The sequence below is a fragment of the Gluconobacter sp. ESL1110 genome (assembly GCF_058107395.1).
This window is the reverse complement of sequence record NZ_JBYLUK010000007.1, coordinates 635,028-652,155: the sequence shown is the minus strand read 5'-3', so window position 1 is coordinate 652,155 and position 17,128 is coordinate 635,028. Positions and strand designations below refer to the sequence as shown.

General features: G+C 54.7%; 14 protein-coding genes. 8 read left to right on the top strand and 6 right to left on the bottom strand.

Annotated elements, in window-relative coordinates:
• The first annotated feature begins 6 nt into the window (after positions 1-6).
• On the top strand, positions 7-906 hold the full coding sequence (locus AC3B6F_RS07070) for a LysR family transcriptional regulator (protein WP_489823821.1): 900 nt from the start codon (positions 7-9) through the stop codon (positions 904-906).
• A gap of 65 nt (positions 907-971) precedes the next feature.
• Here AC3B6F_RS07070 and AC3B6F_RS07065 read toward each other — a convergent pair whose 3' ends face one another.
• Entirely contained in the window at positions 972-2,237 is a 1,266-nt protein-coding gene (locus AC3B6F_RS07065) for a YVTN family beta-propeller repeat protein (protein ID WP_489823820.1), read from the bottom strand.
• Positions 2,234-3,079 (bottom strand): creatininase family protein, encoded by an 846-nt coding sequence (locus tag AC3B6F_RS07060; RefSeq protein WP_489823819.1) that lies wholly within the window; start codon positions 3,077-3,079, stop codon positions 2,234-2,236. The genes AC3B6F_RS07065 and AC3B6F_RS07060 overlap by 4 nt, the downstream gene beginning before the upstream one ends.
• A gap of 107 nt (positions 3,080-3,186) precedes the next feature.
• Between AC3B6F_RS07060 and AC3B6F_RS07055 the strand changes: the two genes are divergently transcribed.
• Together AC3B6F_RS07055 and AC3B6F_RS07050 are read left to right on the top strand one after the other, a co-directional pair.
• Entirely contained in the window at positions 3,187-3,690 is a 504-nt protein-coding gene (locus AC3B6F_RS07055; protein WP_010503108.1) for a DUF2721 domain-containing protein, read from the top strand.
• A 278-nt stretch (positions 3,691-3,968) separates the two neighbouring features.
• On the top strand, positions 3,969-4,109 hold the full coding sequence (locus AC3B6F_RS07050; protein WP_016737900.1) for a hypothetical protein: 141 nt from the start codon (positions 3,969-3,971) through the stop codon (positions 4,107-4,109).
• A gap of 31 nt (positions 4,110-4,140) precedes the next feature.
• On the opposite strand, the gene AC3B6F_RS07045 is transcribed toward AC3B6F_RS07050, so the two are convergent.
• Together AC3B6F_RS07045 and pstS are read right to left on the bottom strand one after the other, a co-directional pair.
• The gene (locus AC3B6F_RS07045; RefSeq protein ID WP_489823818.1) at positions 4,141-5,355 is read right to left on the bottom strand and encodes a multidrug effflux MFS transporter; all 1,215 of its coding nucleotides are present in this window, start codon (positions 5,353-5,355) and stop codon (positions 4,141-4,143) included.
• 177 nt (positions 5,356-5,532) lie between these two features.
• Positions 5,533-6,549 (bottom strand): phosphate ABC transporter substrate-binding protein PstS, encoded by a 1,017-nt coding sequence (gene pstS, locus AC3B6F_RS07040; protein ID WP_489823817.1) that lies wholly within the window; start codon positions 6,547-6,549, stop codon positions 5,533-5,535.
• Between the two features lie 324 nt (positions 6,550-6,873).
• On the opposite strand from pstS, the gene AC3B6F_RS07035 reads away from it, so the two are divergent.
• From AC3B6F_RS07035 to AC3B6F_RS07020, 4 genes are all read left to right on the top strand, one after another.
• A complete protein-coding gene (locus AC3B6F_RS07035; protein WP_211567992.1) occupies positions 6,874-8,565 on the top strand; it encodes an OprO/OprP family phosphate-selective porin in 1,692 nt (563 codons plus the stop codon).
• A 252-nt stretch (positions 8,566-8,817) separates the two neighbouring features.
• On the top strand, positions 8,818-10,464 hold the full coding sequence (locus AC3B6F_RS07030) for an OprO/OprP family phosphate-selective porin (RefSeq protein ID WP_489824002.1): 1,647 nt from the start codon (positions 8,818-8,820) through the stop codon (positions 10,462-10,464).
• Positions 10,465-10,588: 124 nt separating this feature from the next.
• Positions 10,589-12,469 carry an AsmA family protein gene (locus AC3B6F_RS07025; RefSeq protein WP_489823816.1) on the top strand — a complete coding sequence of 627 codons (1,881 nt, stop codon included), beginning with the start codon at positions 10,589-10,591 and terminating at the stop codon, positions 12,467-12,469.
• A 92-nt stretch (positions 12,470-12,561) separates the two neighbouring features.
• The gene (locus AC3B6F_RS07020; RefSeq protein WP_489824001.1) at positions 12,562-13,875 is read left to right on the top strand and encodes a UDP-glucose dehydrogenase family protein; all 1,314 of its coding nucleotides are present in this window, start codon (positions 12,562-12,564) and stop codon (positions 13,873-13,875) included.
• A gap of 69 nt (positions 13,876-13,944) precedes the next feature.
• Here AC3B6F_RS07020 and AC3B6F_RS07015 read toward each other — a convergent pair whose 3' ends face one another.
• Positions 13,945-15,327: a sugar porter family MFS transporter gene (locus AC3B6F_RS07015; protein ID WP_211567990.1), complete on the bottom strand. Its 1,383-nt coding sequence runs from the start codon at positions 15,325-15,327 to the stop codon at positions 13,945-13,947.
• A 243-nt stretch (positions 15,328-15,570) separates the two neighbouring features.
• Positions 15,571-15,975, bottom strand: a complete 405-nt coding sequence (locus AC3B6F_RS07010) for a MerR family transcriptional regulator (RefSeq protein ID WP_489823815.1) — start codon at positions 15,973-15,975, stop codon at positions 15,571-15,573.
• Positions 15,976-16,051: 76 nt separating this feature from the next.
• On the opposite strand from AC3B6F_RS07010, the gene AC3B6F_RS07005 reads away from it, so the two are divergent.
• Complete coding sequence (locus AC3B6F_RS07005) at positions 16,052-17,095, top strand: SDR family oxidoreductase (RefSeq protein WP_489823814.1); 1,044 nt, start codon at positions 16,052-16,054, stop codon at positions 17,093-17,095.
• Positions 17,096-17,128 lie beyond the last annotated feature (33 nt).

Sequence of the window (17,128 nt, the reverse complement as noted above, 5' to 3'; positions counted from 1 at the left end):
TCATGAATGAAACCAGATTTTCATGAACTAGATATTTTTATTGACGTCGCCCGACAGCGGAGTTTTCGCAAAGCCGCAGAGTTGCGCAACGTCTCTCCCTCAGCCTTAAGCCACGCCATCAAAGCGCTGGAAGAAAAGCTGGGCCTGCGTCTCCTCAATCGCACCACCCGCAGTGTGATGCCCACCGAGGCAGGAGAACACCTTCTCCAAACGCTCCGGCCCGCCTTCCAGGATATTGATCAAGCCATACAGGACCTGCGCATCCTGCAGGACACACCCACAGGCACGTTACGGATCAATGTCCCGCGCCCTGCCGCGCGTCTGCTTGCACTGCACTTTGCGGAGTTCAGCCTTCGATATCCCAGAATCAGTCTGGAGATTGTCACGGAAGAACGCCTGATCGACATCGTGGCAGAAGGCTTCGACGCCGGTATCCGATTTGGTGACAGCGTAGCCGCCGACATGATTGCCCTTCCCGTCGGGCCACCCCAACCTTTCGTCGTCGTTGCCTCACCCGCCTATCTGGCTCGCAAGGGTACGCCCGCCTCCCCCCGTGACCTGAAAGACCATCTCTGTATCGGACGACGTTTTCCAAGTGGCCGATGCTATGCTTGGGAGTTCGAAGAAAAGAGCGGCCCCTTCAGCATCAGGGTCCCATCATCCCTCATGGTTGATGATGACGACCTCATGCTCGCTGCCGCCATTCAGGGAGCAGGATGCGCCTATGTCTATGACGCTCTGGCACAACCAGCGATGATGCAGGGCAAACTCCGTCCAATCCTGCGAGACTGGCTTCCTTCCGCAGAGCCATTCTTTCTGTACTACCCAGGCCGCAGACAGATGCCGAAAGCCCTGAGAGCATTCATCGACGTCCTGAAAAATCCGTCTTTGCCCACCACACCATAAAGAAGTCAGTTCAGACAGATCGCACCCTGAAAACAAAAAGGGAGGCCGAAGCCTCCCCTCTCAGATCACCGAAGAATACCGGTGTGACCAACACTATAACGACCCGGCTGCGGCCAGACCGCCAGCCCATGCGGTTCAGCACCAACCGGAATTTTTCGGACAGCCCCCGTATCGGTATCAATGGCATACACCACATCGTCGAAACGACCGGACAGCCAGAGCAGCTTTCCGTCAGCACTGACATTCCCCATATCCGGGCTGCCACCCCCCGGAATCATCCAGGTCTTGATGACCTTATCCGTCGCAAAATCGATGATGGACACGCCACCCGGCCCGCCGCGCTTGCCATGAATACGGTGTGACCCACGGTTCGCCACATACATCACCTTGCCATCACGGCTCGGATACAGACCATGCGTGCCAATCCCCGTCGGGATAAAGCCAGTCTCCGTGAAGGAATCACCGTCCACGACAAACACACCATCGGCCATCATGTCCGCAACGTAGAACTTGTGTCCGTCCGGAGCCGTCAGAATGTCCTGCGGCATTCCACCCTTGGACAGCTTCAGCATCCCGATCATCTTCAGGTTCACCGTATCGACCTTGGCAACATAACCGCCAAACTCACAGGTGAAGATCGCGTACTTGCCATCAATGGAGAAGTCCGCGTGATTGACGCCCTTGCACTCTGGCGTCTCGACAGAACCCTTCAGTTCCATCGTGTGCGGGTCGCGGAAATCAAGCCGCTTATGCGCTTCAGCAACCGTGATGGCATACTTGCCATCCGGCGTGAAATACATGTTGTACGGGTCATCAACAGCGACATTCGGACCTGGCTTGGTCGTCGCCGGATCAATCGGCGTCAGAGAGCCATCCGGGCGGCCTTCACTGTTGTTCGTCACCCACAACGTCCGCAGATCCCAGGACGGAACGACATGCTGCGGCGAGCGGCCAACCGGATAAGTGTCGACAACCTGAAAGGACACCGGATCAATAACGGAGACACTGTTTCCACGCAGGTTCGGCACATACACGCGCGCCGGATCATGAGCGATAGCCGGGGAGATGTGGGACGGCGTGGTCTCACTATAGATATTGTGCGGATCAATCACGGCCGGCATGCCCGGAATGGTCTGCACCGCATCTGAAGCAACTGCTGAAGCCGCTGCAGGGGTCGAAGCCGGCACCATCGCAGGCGGAGCAGCAGGAGCAGCCGGTGCCGGAGGCACAGAAATCGGTGCACTTGCATCCGCAGGAGCCGTGGTCTGGGCGTGAGCCGCAGAGGCTCCCAGCAGCGTCAGCACCGCCAGCAGGGGATTTTTGAAGTTCATGGATGGCTCCTGTTGAAGGACTGAAGTGCCGTTACAGCAGTGCGTATCTGCATCTCCGTGCCGATACGCCCCAGCGCGGCTGTAGCCTGCCGGGGGTCACCGCCATAGACACCATCGGCGGCACCGGGTTTCGGTGCGGTTCCCAGAGCACCCTGACGTACCAGAGACGGATCGACCGCCAGCATCAGGGATGTATCGCTAAGTTCCGCATGTAGTCCCACCTCTGCCGCATGGCCCTGTGCTTTCAGGGCGTCAGCATATTGATGGGGAATAACCTCGTAGTAATCGCGCAGATCCAGAACAGCCGCCTGACCTTTCCAGCGTTTGTTCAGATCCTGCGCAACGTGAGCCATGGACGCCTGATAGCCGCCATGGTCTCCAAGCAAAATGATCTTCCGAAAGCCCTGAACCCGAAAGCTTTCCGCAGTTCCTCTAAGCAGCCCTTCAAATACAGCAGCAGGAACTGAAATTGTTCCCGCAAAACGCATATGAGAGGTACGTGGGTCCGTTGATCCTTCCGGCACATAGGCCACGACAGGCGCCACAAAAGTATGTCCTGCCTGTCGGGCAATCTCGTCAGCCAGAACCTGTGCACGAACATTATGCTTGCCCACAGCCATGTAAGGACCGCTCTGTTCGGTCCCACCGACGGGAATAATAATGGTATCCACCCCAGCCTGTACGGCACGGTCAATCTCAGTCCAGGTCTGGCACGCAAATTCAACCTGCCGCGCAGTCCCGGAACAGTGACCAGCATCCTGTGCAAAAGCAGAAGAAACAGCGATCACTCCAAGCCCAAGCATCATACAAACCGGGCGAAACAAACGGGCAATGACAGGCATGAAGTCGGCATCTCTGAAAATGGCTGTCTTTCCCTACTCCATGTCGGGGGATGTTTTCCAGAGCACCGCGTCTTTTCGCTGTCGGAAGATACAGTATAAAAGGCGCCATGCCCTTTCCTGTTTCCTACGACCCGGACGCGGTCGATAGCGCCGCCCATCTGATCCAAATCGCTCTGACGCCTGTTTTCATGCTTTCAGGCATCGGTACACTGATCAACGTGTTCAATACACGCTTGGCACGCGTGGCTGACCACCTGGAAGACGTGCGCAAACGACTGTCGACGCCCCCTTCTGACACAGACACGCCAGATCCGTTTTATACGCCCGAGCGTCTGGCAGCCCATGAGATCAGACTCCACCGGCGAATCTTCGTTTTGGATGCCGCCATCATGCTGAATGCAATCGGCGGAGCCTCGACCTGCGGAGCAGCAATGGCTCTTTTTGTTGGTTCTTTACGTGATGCCAGCACATCCACATGGCTGCTAGCTTTTTTCGGCATAGCTCTCGCCTGCACTGTCGGGGCACTTTCCTTCTTTCTGGCAGACACTTTTTTGAGCTGGCACGGTCTCCGCAGAGACCGGCTTTCTCTCCCGCACCCAAACGCAAAATAAGACCAGACGCAATTTTATTGCGCAAATAAGAGCCCTTTCTGGATTTTGGTGTCAGAGAAATCCAGAATAAGTGGAATAGAATACATCTCCAATGATAACGAAATAGTCATCTTTGAACAGAAGTTAGTCCATTCTCGCCAAATGTGGAAAAGTTCTGGCAAAGGTTCATGCGTCAAACGCAGAGCTGATCCTGCATCTTCATTTATTGCCTTGCAGGGCACTTCTGGAGTTTCTCCCGTCCCACGCCACCAACGGCAAGTAAAACGGAGATAACTTCCATGACGTCCATGACACTGATCCACCTGATCGGCCTTCCAACCAGCCTTCTCGCCGAATTTTCAATGATTGCTTTCGTGCCTGTGATCGGCGCTCTGATGATCGCTACAGTTGCTGCTGACCGCGTTTCTTCCAAAGGCTGATGTCTCACGCTCAGCTCTTTCGCTGCCACAATCAGTGATGCACTGACAGATAGGAGTCTGGATCCAGTCTGCGTCGCCAGATATCACTGACCCAGCAGCCCAGAATTCCAATCATCATTCCCACTGACGTGGACCCGACCCAATGTGACGGCAGAAGAGCCATCAAAACGCCTGCACAGCCGGCAACGGTCCAGTTCAATGTCCCGATCAGGGCAGACGCTGCTCCAGCCTGATGTCCGTGATGTGTCAGAGCCAGAACACCAGCATTCGGCCCAACAAATCCCAGACACGTCGTCGTGCAAAAAATCAGCGCACACAGCGGCCAAGGATTCTGCGGGCCAACCACCCCAAGAGAACACACAAGCACACCAAGAAGCGTGAAGGTCAGTACGGCCATCATTCCGTATTCCATCACCCTGGTGAACAGGAATCTGTGCGCCATCCGCGCATTGATTTGCGACCCAAGCACAAATCCAACCGCATTCAGACCAAAAAACATGGCAAAGAGACGCGGCGAAAAATGCAGTATCCCTTCAAAAAGGGCTGGTGCATTGGAAAGATAGGCAAACATGGTGAACGTACCGAAGCTCGCCACCATGGCCGCTGAACAGAATAGAGGTTCGGTAATCAGATCCCTGTAACGGGCAATCACCCCCGTAAAAGGAAGTGCAAAGCGCTTTTCAGGTGGAAAGGTATCCGGCAGCAGGAACCATGTCCCCAGAAAAAGAAAAATGCCAAACCCGGCGCCCACCCAGAAAATCAAACGCCACTCACCAAGATCAAGAAGAAAGCTGCCAATTGAGGGTGCCAACAAAGGCCCCAGTCCGAAAATCAGCATCAATTGAGACATCAGCTTGACGCCAGCAGTCCCCGTCGCAACATCGCGCACCATAGCTCGTGGCGCGACAGACGTCGTTGCGCCTCCCATGGCAGCAATAAAACGCAGAGCGCAGAAAAGATGAAAGTTTGTAACGACAGCCAGCAGGGCTGAAGCAATGACATAAACCACCAGTCCGAGCAGCAGAGGCAACTTCCGACCATATCGGTCACAAAGTGGCCCAAGCGTGAACTGTCCGATAGCCAGCCCAACCAACCACGCCGTCAATGTAAGCTGTGCCGAGCCCGCCCCTGCCCCCAGATCGTGCTCCAGCATGGGAAATGCAGGCAGATACATATCTGTTGAAACAGGCCCCAGAATGAAAATCAATCCGATCAGAATTCGGACAATCGGGGAAAGAGTCCCCACAGGGGTATCAGGCTTGGAGAAAGCGGACAAAATCGCACCATGTCTGGGCAAGGCAAAAACAGGAAAGCGGGCTTCTCACATCCGGAGAAGCTCGCTTCCGTACTCAACGCCTTTTTATCTGACCTGACTATCCCCCAACTGGGAGAAACAGCCGATCAGACCAGCAAACGAGGAAGATTACTTACCCCAACCTGCCAATACGGCGTCCTTCACATTCTGCGGAAGGCCGACATAATCAAGGCGGGTATTATCCGCATCGCCATGCTGGAAACCCCAGGCAAAGAAATCACGAACAGCCTTGGCCGTCGTAGCATCCTTCGGATTGGTCGGCACCAGAACGAACGTAGCCGTCACGATAGGCCATGCACCCGGACCCGCCGTATCCAGCAGGTTGACGGCATAATGGTCGGCGTGTGTCCAATCCGCAGCATTTGCAGCTTCCACAAAGCTCTTGAGCGTCGGGGAAACAAATGCACCCGTATGATTCTTCATCTGGGCGATATTCAGGTGATTCTGGGCGGCGTAGGAATACTCAACGTAACCAATGCCACCTTCGGTCTGCTTGACCATAGCTGCAATGCCGTCGTTTCCACGTGCACCCGAACCGCCCGGCCAGGCTACGGATGTGCCAGCGCCCAGCTTCTGCTTCCACTCAGGCGATACCTGAGACAGATAGGACGTGAAAACGAAGCTCGTGCCAGAACCGTCAGCGCGATGAACCGGAGCGACGTCCGTTTCTGGCAGCTTCAGACCCGGATTGAGAGCCTTGATACGGTCATCGTCCCATTCCGTGATTTCACCGTCATACAGCGCAGCCAGGGTCGGGCCATCGAGGCGGAGCGTACCTGGCTCGATACCTGGAACGTTCACGACAACAACGATGCCACTCATGACCGTCGGGAACTGGTACAGATGCTCGGACGCCAGACGGGCCGCAGCCATCGGCTTGTCAGAAGCACCGAAGTCAACCGTCCGAGCCACAACCTGATCCTGACCGGCGCTCGAGCCAACGCTCTGATAGTTCACGTTGACGCCAATCTGACGCTTGGCCCCTTCGCCCCATGCTCCGTAGATCGGAGCGGCAAAGCTGGAGCCCGCTCCCGTGATGTCCGCAGCGCGGGCGGATGACAGGGAAACTGACCCCAAGGCTGTCATTGCGACGAAGCCGAAAAGCGCAAGCTTGCTCTTAATCATGATGATCCCTCATCGGGCATTGAAAAACCGGACTATCTACTAAACCCAGCCCGTAAGGAGAAACAGAGGCATGCACATGATAGTTTCATGACAGACATGAAGGCATATTGATGCAAAAATGACACACATTTTCCAGACCTGCATCCTCAGAAAACAGGCCGTCACAAACAGAATTCCAGAAAGACACATATTTTCAAAGGCTTGACACCTTTTGTCATAAAAGAGTCTTTCAGTCGTCATCAAACCTTCCCATTCTTCAAAAAGGGGAATCAGATACCTCCGCCGTGGACAACCTGCCATTCACGCAAGGGATGCACCGCGGCAATGACTTTCTCTTTCCGAAGAACAACCGCTCTTCTAGCGACTTCAACCCTGATGTCTCTCGGCGCTCTTACTGGCCATGCGCATGCCGCAGACCAGATGGAAATCATGGAGCGCCAGATCCGTGCCATGCAGGCGCAGTTGACCGCCATGAAGAAGGAACACAACGAGGATATCAAACGCGCCCGCGCCGTTCTCGCCCACCAGCGTGAAGAGGCAGAAAACAACCCATATGGGCAGCGTAACAGCTATATCGGCTCCCATCCTCAGTCCAATGCTCCTCTGATTACTGTTCGAAAAGGAACCGGCGGCCCCGATACCGGTCGTCCGGCTTCAGATCGTGCAGACATCACGTCCTGGTCTGACTTCCAGCGTGCAACGGCACAGGATGAAGAAGTCACCGTTGGTGGCGTGAAAATCGGCTTCCCGAAAGGACGTCCCACCATTCAGTCGTCTGACGGCGCCTACGCCCTTTCGATCGGACTGGCCTTCCATGAAGACTTCGGGGGCTTCTTCAACTCCGGTCCCCGCAGCGGCGAAACACGCGGTGCTTTCAACAGCTTTACGTCCAACATGCGTCGCCTGCGTATTCCCTTCATGTTCCGCTACAAGAACTGGGTCGCAGCCGTTACGCCTGATTTCGGCGCAAACCATAACGATGGTTACGTCGGACTATACGAAGGCAACCTGAACTACACAGGCTTCCGCAACACGATTCTGACAGTCGGTTACTTCCAGCCGCGCGTCACCGAAGAAGATTCCGAAAGCTCCAACGACTTCTTCACACTTGAACGCCCCAGCATCACCGATATGGTCCGCAATATCGCTGCTGGCGATGCCCGTTTCAGCGTCGGCGGTCTCCATTATGAGAAGCGCTGGTGGGTAGCCGGTTACTTCACCGGTCAGGAATGGGGCCATCGTAACGCTTCTGACAGCAGCAGCACCTATTACGGTGGTGGCAGCGGCAGTACCGTTGACAGCCAGACCGGCGGCACCCTTCGCGTTGCCGGTCGTCCGGTTGCTACGAAGGATTGGGACGTTCATTTGGGCGCGTCTGCAATTTCAGCTTTCCGCCTTGCCTGCAACACAGGAACGGACGCCAATCACTGCTCACGATCAACGTCTTTCGGACAGCGTCCTGAATTCGATATCGGTGAAGCCAATCTGGCAGCCACAGGTGGCATTTCCAACGCCGCACAGGTCTGGGCTGCTGGTCCTGAGCTTGGCGTTCGCTGGAACCGCCTGGTTGTGAAGGGTGAATATTATCACGTCGGGGTACAGCGCTCTGGCCCAGGCCTGAAATCTGCCGGCTTCCAGGGCTGGTATGGGTCGGCTGCCTATACGATCTTCGGCGACCCGCGGATGTACAACTACAAAGCTGGCGCTTTCGGAGCACCGGGCGTGTCAAGCAAGGAAGAATTCAATCCCGCTCTCAACCAATGGGGAGCGCTTGAAGTCGTTGGTCATTACAGCGTGATCGACCTGAACAGCGGTCTGAACGAAGCCAACGCCAAGAACGTTATTCGTGGCGGTCAGCAAACCGTCTGGACCGGCGGCCTGAACTGGTATCCGAACCGCCATTTCCGTCTCATGCTCGATTACAGCCACTTCATCGTGTCCCGCAGCATGCAGGCAACCAACCTCTACGGTCGGACAGGCAACTCCATCGCAGCCCGTATCCAGGCTGGCTTCTAAGACTTTTCCAGTCTCTCTCAGGCGGAAATGGCGCGAGCTGTTTCCGCTTTTTTTATGCCCCTCACCGTGCAGCGAACCGCGCACTCCAAACCTCAAGCAACGGTGTCGCACAATGATACGCACACCTTCCTTGTTTGTGATTAGAGAGTAGGCTCTGCGCTCTCAGAGGAAACCCTCACTTTCTTGAGCGTTCCACACTCTGACAGCCTGCTGTCAGAGTCACTTGAGTATTATCAGGACGCTTTTCACACGATGCCTGTCTTCCTTTCCCGACTGACACTGCTTGCTACAACGACACTCCTTCTTTCTTGCCTGCCAGAAGAAGAAGCATCGGCCGCAGATCGTCTGGAACTCATGGAACGACAGATCCGTGCCATGCAGGCTGAAGTTCAGGAATTAAAGAAAGAGCGTGCCGCCGAACACAAACGTACCAGCGCACTTCTCGCGAGACAGCGGGAAGAAACCGAAGCCAATCCTTATCGCCAACGAGCCGGGTACCTACCTCCGCCGCCTCTTCTCCAGACAGCCGCCCCGATCTCACTTCTGAGAAGAACACCTCTCGCGCAGGATACACCACCGTCAGACCGCGGCATCGTATCATCATGGAAAGATTTTCAGCAGGCCTCGAGCCAGGACGAGGAAGTCTCAATCGGCGGAATGAAAATCGGATTCCCCAATGGTAGACCGACCTTCAAAACTGCGGACGGTGCCTATGCCCTGTCCATCGGTCTCGCCTTCCAGGAAGACTTTGGAGGCTTCCTCGGAGTATCCCAACGCAATGGAGAAAGCCGGGGCAATTTCAATTCCTTCACATCCAACAGTCGCCGACTGCGAATCCCTTTCTCCTTCCGCTACAAGGACTGGATCGCGAACGTCACTCCCGACTTCGGACATGGAAATTTTGATGGCCAGGTCGGGTTGTATGAAGCCAACATCAACTACGCCGGCCTGCATAATACGATCCTGACAGTCGGCTATTTTCAGCCACGCGTCACGGAAGAAGATGCCGAAAGCTCCAACGATTTCCTTCTGTTGGAGCGTCCTGCCATCGTAGATATGGTACGCACTATTGCCGCCAATGACGCCCGCTTCAGCATCGGTGGTTTACATTATGCAGACCGTTGGTGGATTGGCGGCTACTTTACTGGACAAAGCTGGGGTAACCGCGCCGAAAACCAGTATTACCTTCCCATTGGCAAACATGTGACGGACAGCCAGACCGGCGGGACATTCCGCGTGGCTGGACGTCCGGTTGTCACCAAAGACGTGGATCTGCATGTAGGCGTTTCTTCCATTGCGTCTTTCAAGGTCGCCCAGACGGAAGACGGACGCAGCTACACCTTTATCCAACGCCCCGAAGTCAACATTGGGGAATCTGTTCTGCAAACAACAGGTGCCATCCAGAATGTCGCTCAGGTCTGGTCCGCGGGTCCTGAATTTGCCTTGCGCTGGAAGCGACTGCTGCTCAAAGCAGAATATTACCGCATTGGGATCGAACGATCAGGCGGGTTGCCCTCCCTCGCCTTTCAGGGATGGTATAGCGCCATTGGCTATACGCTCTTCGGAAATCCGCGCCGCTATAGCATTCAGGAAGGCGGCTTTTTGGCTCCTGGTGTTTCCCCGGATGGCGAATTCGATCCCGCCCGCAATCAATGGGGAGCCCTTGAAATCGCCGCACGTTACAGTGTGGCTGACCTGAACAGCCGCCTCGAGAGGCCAGATGGCGTTCGCGGAGGCCAGCAGACAGTGTGGGCAACAGGACTGAACTGGTATCCCAACCGTCACTTCAAATTCATGGTGGATTATAACCATTTCATTGTCAGCCGCAGCACCACAACCGTCAATCAGAATGGCCGGACGGGAGATGCAGTCGTCGGGCGTGTTCAGGCCGCATTCTAAATACTCACCTTTTTGAAACACTCCCAGAATCACAGCGAATATTTTTCCTTCCTGAAACACTCCCGTTTATGAACATGGCACGTTATTAAGACTTCTCTTCCCTGATCTTCGGAAAGAACAAATCTTGCTTCGCTGGTTTCTTGGATCTCTACTTGCGCTTTTTGTTCTGCTCTGTACCGCCATCACTGGTGGATGGTTCTGGATCCAGCACAAGGACTTCGCTGCGCTGGCCTCTGCAAAGCTCTCCAAATCACTTCATCGCAACGTCCACATCGGCCATCTCCATATCCACCCTGGAAAATGGATAACAGTGGACGGAGAAGACTTGCACATTGCCAATATTCCCGGAGGCAGCCGGCCCGATATCATCACTGCCGGAACCATACACGTCAAACTGCGCCTGATGTCGCTTCTGCACGGACCAATCGAAACCCGTGACGTTATCGTTGATCATTTCTCCGGCCTCTTCGAACGCACATCTGAACGTATCCCGAACTGGAGATTCGTGCCTTTTGAAGATCTGAAGCGCCCACGCCCGGTCAAAGCATCCGAGGAAAAACCTGATCTTCATGACTTTCCGGGCCTTCGAAACCTAACCCTCAAAAATAGTGATGTCACTTACCGATCCGCCAAAGGCGCATCCTATCAAGTGACGATGACGCAGGTGACATTCCAGTCAAAAGATGATGCCTCCCCAGTCAAAATGTCTTTCCAGGGAGGATATAATGATACGGGCATCACGCTTGACGCCTCCATGCAGTCTTTTGATGCTCTACGCCGTGTGCCAGATCCTTATAAAGCCACAGCTCACATCACGTCTGGCGACCTTACGCTCGATTTCAACGGAACGCTGACAGACCCTCTGAACTTTGAGGGCGTCCAAGGCGAGGTCGCTCTTTCAACTGCCACGTCCGCACCTGTATTTTCTCTTGCCGGTTTGTCCGGAACGCACCCAGTCCTTCCGCTCTCACTCAAAGGCACATTCAGTCATGCCGGAGACAACTGGCACTTCACCCATGCCAGAGGTGCCCTCAAAGACAGCCAGATCAATGATGGGACCTTTAATCTTGAAGAAGGAGGCAAAGGAACACCGGACATCATCAACACAGACCTGACATTTGGTCACATTGACCTCAACAGCCTGACCAAAGCCTTCTCATCCGGAAAATCTTCTGGCCAGACTGACATTCCTCTCGTCGCACCTGCCAAGCCCGACCCTGTCCTGCATGTCAAACTGGCCGCTGAAGACGTTCTCTATAATGCCCTGACGTTCTCAAAACTGAAGTTCAATGCGTCCCAAACACCTGGAAAGATCAATGTCTCAACTTTGACCCTTGGCTATCTGGGGGCCAACCTTCAGGTTAATGGCCAGATTGAGGGCGATGGAAATCGCTCCCGCATCAATGCCTCCATCGCCCTTTCTCACGGTGATATTGATCGTCTGCGCCGCACAGCAGGCTTGGCTCCCATTCCCGTCAAAGGTTCCCTGTCCATCCGCATCATTGCGAAAGCTGCAAACGTCAGCACCCTGAACGAAGCCACGCGCAAGGCAGATCTGGTGGCCGCTGTCAGCATGGAGAAAGGCGAAATCGCTAGAGAAATCGTTGAAACGGCCTCCATGGACCTGCGCCTGCTGGTTCGGCATGCCAAAGGCACCACGCCCATCACCTGTATGCTGGGTGTTCTGGACATGCATCAGGGCATCGGTACAGTCGCACCACTCCGCATTCGAACAAACGCAGGAATCATCGCCGCAAAAGCGGATGTCGACCTCAACCGACGCTGGCTGGACCTTGTTTTTGCAAGCCGACCCTTCTCAACCAGTTTCTTTGCACTTGATATTCCTGTGCGCGTCAGCGGACGGTTCGATAACCCAGACCTCAGCCTTGCCAGATGGTCCAAACGCGGGCGTGGACTGCTGGCCGATTCCAACGAACTGACCATCCTGCCTCCGGCTCTGCGTTCTTTCGCCGCTTCCAACCCCTGTGCCCGCCCCACGAAATGACCACACGGTCTGTGGTCGGATATTTGCTCCCACCCGGTGCGCCGGTTATGCAGACATTATAGCGCTAGGAGAGTTCTGTTATGCGTATAGCAATGATCGGTGGTGGTTACGTCGGACTGGTCTCCGGCGCCTGTTTTGCCGAATTCGGATCAGACGTCGCCATTGTCGAGCGGGATCCCAAAAAACTGGCAGCTCTCCGGGATGGTCGCATTCCCATCTATGAACCAGGCTTGGACGCCATTGTCAGCAAGAACGTTGAGACCGGCCACCTCACCTTTGGAGACGATCTTGCTGCAGCCATAGACGGTGCTGACGCCGTCTTCATTGCCGTCGGCACCCCCACCCGCCGTGGCGATGGCCATGCTGATCTGACCTATGTCTATGCAGCGACAAAAGAAATTGCCCTCTCAGCCAAGGAAGGGCTTCTGGTTGTCACCAAATCGACCGTACCCGTAGGGACAGGCCGCGAAGTCGCCCGTATCCTGAAGGAGACACGCTCGGAACTGACGTTTGACGTAGCTTCCAACCCTGAATTCCTGCGAGAAGGCAACGCAATCGGGGACTTCATGCAGCCCGATCGCGTGATTATCGGCATTGATACGTCCGGACCAGACGCAGGCGAACGCGCCGCCGCAGTCATGCGCGAGATTTATCGCCCGATTCATCTGATCGAAGCCCCCATCGTCATGACGGATCTGGAAACTGCTGAACTCACAAAATATGCCGCAAACGCCTTTCTAGCCATGAAGGTCACCTTCATCAACGAAATGGCAGATCTTTGCGAGAAGGTCGGTGGTAATATCCATGACGTTGCTCTGGGTATGGGGCTGGATCAACGCATCGGGAAGCGCTTCCTCCATGCAGGCCCCGGCTATGGCGGTTCCTGCTTCCCCAAAGACACCCGCGCTTTAACCGCCATCGCACGAGACGCCGGAGCTCCCTCCCGTCTGGTAGAAGCAACTGTTGACGTCAATGAAGATCGTAAGAGCCGCATGGCAGAACGCATCATTACGCAGATCGGTGGGAGTGTTCAGGGCAAGACCGTCGGCGTCCTGGGCCTGACGTTCAAACCCGATACGGACGATATGCGCGAAGCCGCCTCTCTGCCGATCCTGAGCCATCTGCACGAAGCTGGCGCCATTATTCAGGCTTTTGATCCGGAAGGCATGGAACCGGCCCGTGCACTTCTCCCTCCAGAGATTACATACTGCACGGACGCACTGGAGGCTGCGACAAACGCAGATATTCTCGTCGTACTGACGGAATGGAATGTCTTCCGCGCCATTGACCCCGAGCGGCTGCGCAACGCCATGCGCGGTAAAGCCATCGCGGATCTTAGGAATATCTGGAATCCTGACATCATGCGCGCCGCTGGCTTTGATTACAGTTCAATCGGGCGCTGCTGAGAATACATAAAAAAAGCCAGCTCCTGAGAGCTGGCTTTTCTTGCAGAGGGGAGCCAAAGCTCCCCTTTTTCATGACTTGTGAACGGGAGCGAATGTTCCGTCACGCAGGCTTCTCTCAAGCTGCTCCAGAGACTGCCCTTTCGTTTCCGGCACGTAGCGAAGCACGAAAAAGAACGCAAACGCATTGACGATCGCAAACAGCCAGAAGGTCATGTGCGCGCCCAATCCCTGCACCAGCGACAGCGTCGTGAGAGAAATAATCAGGTCTGCACCCCAGTGACTTCCTGCAACCAGGCTCATTCCCTTACCACGGCAGGACAGTGGATAAACCTCAGCACCAACCAGCCAGACCGCAACGGACAGACTTCCTGTGTTGCAGACAGTATAACCTATGATGGCCAGAACAGTGATCCAGGCCCCAATACCGCTTGTCATATGCAGAGCAAACATTGCTCCCAAAACGATCAGAGAAATGACCGCACCCGGAAGAAGTCGCAAAATCAGTGTCCGACGTCCCCAGGTATCAACGGCCCAGCCGCCAAAGATCGTTGCACAAACCATGGAGAGACCAACAGCCACGGAAGTCAGCAGAGCCGAGTCCTGACCAAAACCTGCATCCGAAAAAATCGCCGGAGCATAGTACATGATCGCATTAATACCCGTGAACTGGCACAATAGCGCAATACCGACAGACGCAATCAGTGCAGGCCGTACCCAAGGCTTGGCCAATTCGGACCACGATGCCTGTTCGTCATGATTATCGATAATATCCTGAAGCTCGCTTCGTGCTGCATCTTCCGAAGAACGAACGCGACACAGAACAGCCAATGCTTCGTCTGTCCTCCCCTTAAGGGCAAGCCACCGAGGGCTGTTTGGCAGGAAAGCCATTCCGATAAAAAGAATAAGGGCAGGCAACATGCCAATGCCAAACATGATCCGCCAGCTGCTATCGCGCAGAAAGTACCCCGTCAGGAAGGAAATAGTCACTCCAGACACAACAGCAAGCTGGAACCCAACCACCAGCCGTCCACGACGATGAGGCGGGGATATTTCAGCAATATAAATTGGTACGATCTGCGAGGCTGCACCAATAGCCAATCCCAGGACCAAGCGTGAACCGATCAGAACCGGAACACTCTGAGCTGCAGCAGCCAGAATGGTACCAACAACAAAAAGTGCTGCCGCAATCATTACAGTACGACGACGACCAAACCGGTCAGAAACACCGCCAGCCCCAAGACACCCCAGAAGAGCGCCGAGAATAATCGCAGACGTGACAATCTCGGAGCCAATCGTGTCGAGATGAAACTGCTCACGGATCTGCAACAGGGCTGACGAAATAATTCCCGTGTCATACCCGAAAAGGAGGCCACCCGTAGCGGAGATGGTCGCGATGAAATTCGTCAGCGCATCTCCGCTGAGCTTTCGTGAAACATCAAGAGACTGCGTCATAGGGGCCTTCTTCCGCATGTGAGCAGATACGTTTTCTGAAATCTTCTTTAACGTTACAGCATTAAAACGCACATCACAAAAGTGAGTATTTTCGTATTTTGATAATATTAATGTTATTTTCTCGTTGGATGTGACATTTAATCCTGCACGCAGATCACAGCCTCATGGCCATGAAAATCACAACACACTGACCCTACCTCCAGTTTGGCCCTGCCCGTAAACGCAATTCCGTGAAGCCTTCTTTCATTTTTCATTATTAGCAATGCAGAGAAACGAAGGTTCAGGCCCCTCCTTTCCGGACTGGATCCACTGGCATTTCGCCCAAAGATACTGAATCAACGTGTTAATTTCAGACGCTTTTCCGGCAAGGCGATCAATCTGTTCCTGCATGAGCATCACAGCACGTTCATCGGAAAGACCGTCCTGCACCATCTCATCATTAATCGCTGTCAGTTCTTTCAGACTCATCCCAAGTGACTGCCCAAAACGAACGATCCGGGCCGTCTGCAGGTCCCGCTCCGTAAATTCCTGATAAGGATTCCGCCCCCCGCGCAAGCCTGTCTGAGGCCGCAGCAATCCTTTGCGGACATAAAACCGTACCGTGTCCTGACTTAAGCCCGCTCTTCGAGCGAATTCGCCAATTAACATGACCGTCTCTCTTCCTTGACCATGGACCAAGGTCCAGCCTTATAGACAATGCTCCATGTCTGACGGAGCCATTCTCATGACCGCCCTTTCACAGAGCAAAAATGCTCCTGCCCCTATCGCATTCGTAACAGGCGCTACAGGTCTTCTCGGCAATAACCTTGTTCGTGCCCTTCTGGCCGAAGGCTTTCAGGTCCGCGCACTCGCACGATCGGAAACCAAGGCTAAACAGCAATTTGATGGCCTACCTGTCGAGATCATCACTGGAGATCTTCAGTCCATTTCAAGCTTCAACGCAGCATTGTCCGGCGTGGATGTGCTGTTCCATACGGCAGCCTACTTCCGGGATTCCTATACGGGCGGCAACCATGACCAGGATCTGGAAGCAATCAACGTCAAAGCCATGAAAGAGCTTCTGGATACCTCGTGGAAAGCAGGGATTCGCCGCATGGTTCATGCGAGCTCCATTGCTGTCCTGAAGGGTGCGAAAGGACAGACCGTCGATGAAACAATGCTTCGGCGGGAAGACGAAGCCGACCCATATTTCCGAAGCAAGATCCGGTCCGAGAAAGTTCTGAACGATTTCCTGGCTGAGTATCCGGAATTCTGGGCCTGCATGGTCCTTCCGGGCTGGATGCACGGTCCCGGTGACCGTGGCCCCACATCAGCCGGACAGACGATCCTTGATGTCGCTCGCGGAAAACTTCCGGGCATTCCACCCGGTTCGGTCAGTCTTGTCGATACACGGGACGTTGCACTGGCAATGATTGCCTGTCTCAGCAAAGGGAAGCGCGGGGAACGTTATCTGGCAGCGGGCAGGCACCAGACAATGGCTGACCTCATTCCGTTGATTGCAAAGCTGACTGGTTGCAAAGCGCCATCACGCCGGATTCCTATGCCGCTGCTTTATGTCATCGCAGCCCTCAGCGAAGTGCAGGCTCGTCTCACACGCAAGCCCGTCCTCATGAGCTGGGCCACAGCAAAGGCCCTCGCCTCGGAAGATGACCGCTCCCATTTCAGTGCCCACAGATTTCATCATGATCTGGGACTTACTTTCAGGCCTCTCGAAGAAACACTGACGGACGAAATCAACTGGTTTCGCAAGGCGGGCTTTCTGCCCTGAAACGAAAAACGGCGGCCAAAAGGCCGCCGTCTT

What these genes read in the sequence shown, in the direction of transcription:
- AC3B6F_RS07065 (WP_489823820.1), bottom strand. Translation starts at nt 2,237, where the DNA reads ATGAACTTCAAAAATCCCCTGCTGGCGGTGCTGACGCTGCTGGGAGCC.
- AC3B6F_RS07035 (WP_211567992.1), top strand. Translation starts at nt 6,874, where the DNA reads ATGACTTTCTCTTTCCGAAGAACAACCGCTCTTCTAGCGACTTCAACC.
- AC3B6F_RS07020 (WP_489824001.1), top strand. Translation starts at nt 12,562, where the DNA reads ATGATCGGTGGTGGTTACGTCGGACTGGTCTCCGGCGCCTGTTTTGCC.
- AC3B6F_RS07015 (WP_211567990.1), bottom strand. Translation starts at nt 15,327, where the DNA reads ATGACGCAGTCTCTTGATGTTTCACGAAAGCTCAGCGGAGATGCGCTG.
- pstS (WP_489823817.1), bottom strand. Translation starts at nt 6,549, where the DNA reads ATGATTAAGAGCAAGCTTGCGCTTTTCGGCTTCGTCGCAATGACAGCC.
- AC3B6F_RS07010 (WP_489823815.1), bottom strand. Translation starts at nt 15,975, where the DNA reads ATGTTAATTGGCGAATTCGCTCGAAGAGCGGGCTTAAGTCAGGACACG.
- AC3B6F_RS07070 (WP_489823821.1), top strand. Translation starts at nt 7, where the DNA reads ATGAAACCAGATTTTCATGAACTAGATATTTTTATTGACGTCGCCCGA.
- AC3B6F_RS07055 (WP_010503108.1), top strand. Translation starts at nt 3,187, where the DNA reads ATGCCCTTTCCTGTTTCCTACGACCCGGACGCGGTCGATAGCGCCGCC.
- AC3B6F_RS07030 (WP_489824002.1), top strand. Translation starts at nt 8,818, where the DNA reads ATGCCTGTCTTCCTTTCCCGACTGACACTGCTTGCTACAACGACACTC.
- AC3B6F_RS07005 (WP_489823814.1), top strand. Translation starts at nt 16,052, where the DNA reads ATGACCGCCCTTTCACAGAGCAAAAATGCTCCTGCCCCTATCGCATTC.
- AC3B6F_RS07060 (WP_489823819.1), bottom strand. Translation starts at nt 3,079, where the DNA reads ATGCCTGTCATTGCCCGTTTGTTTCGCCCGGTTTGTATGATGCTTGGG.
- AC3B6F_RS07050 (WP_016737900.1), top strand. Translation starts at nt 3,969, where the DNA reads ATGACGTCCATGACACTGATCCACCTGATCGGCCTTCCAACCAGCCTT.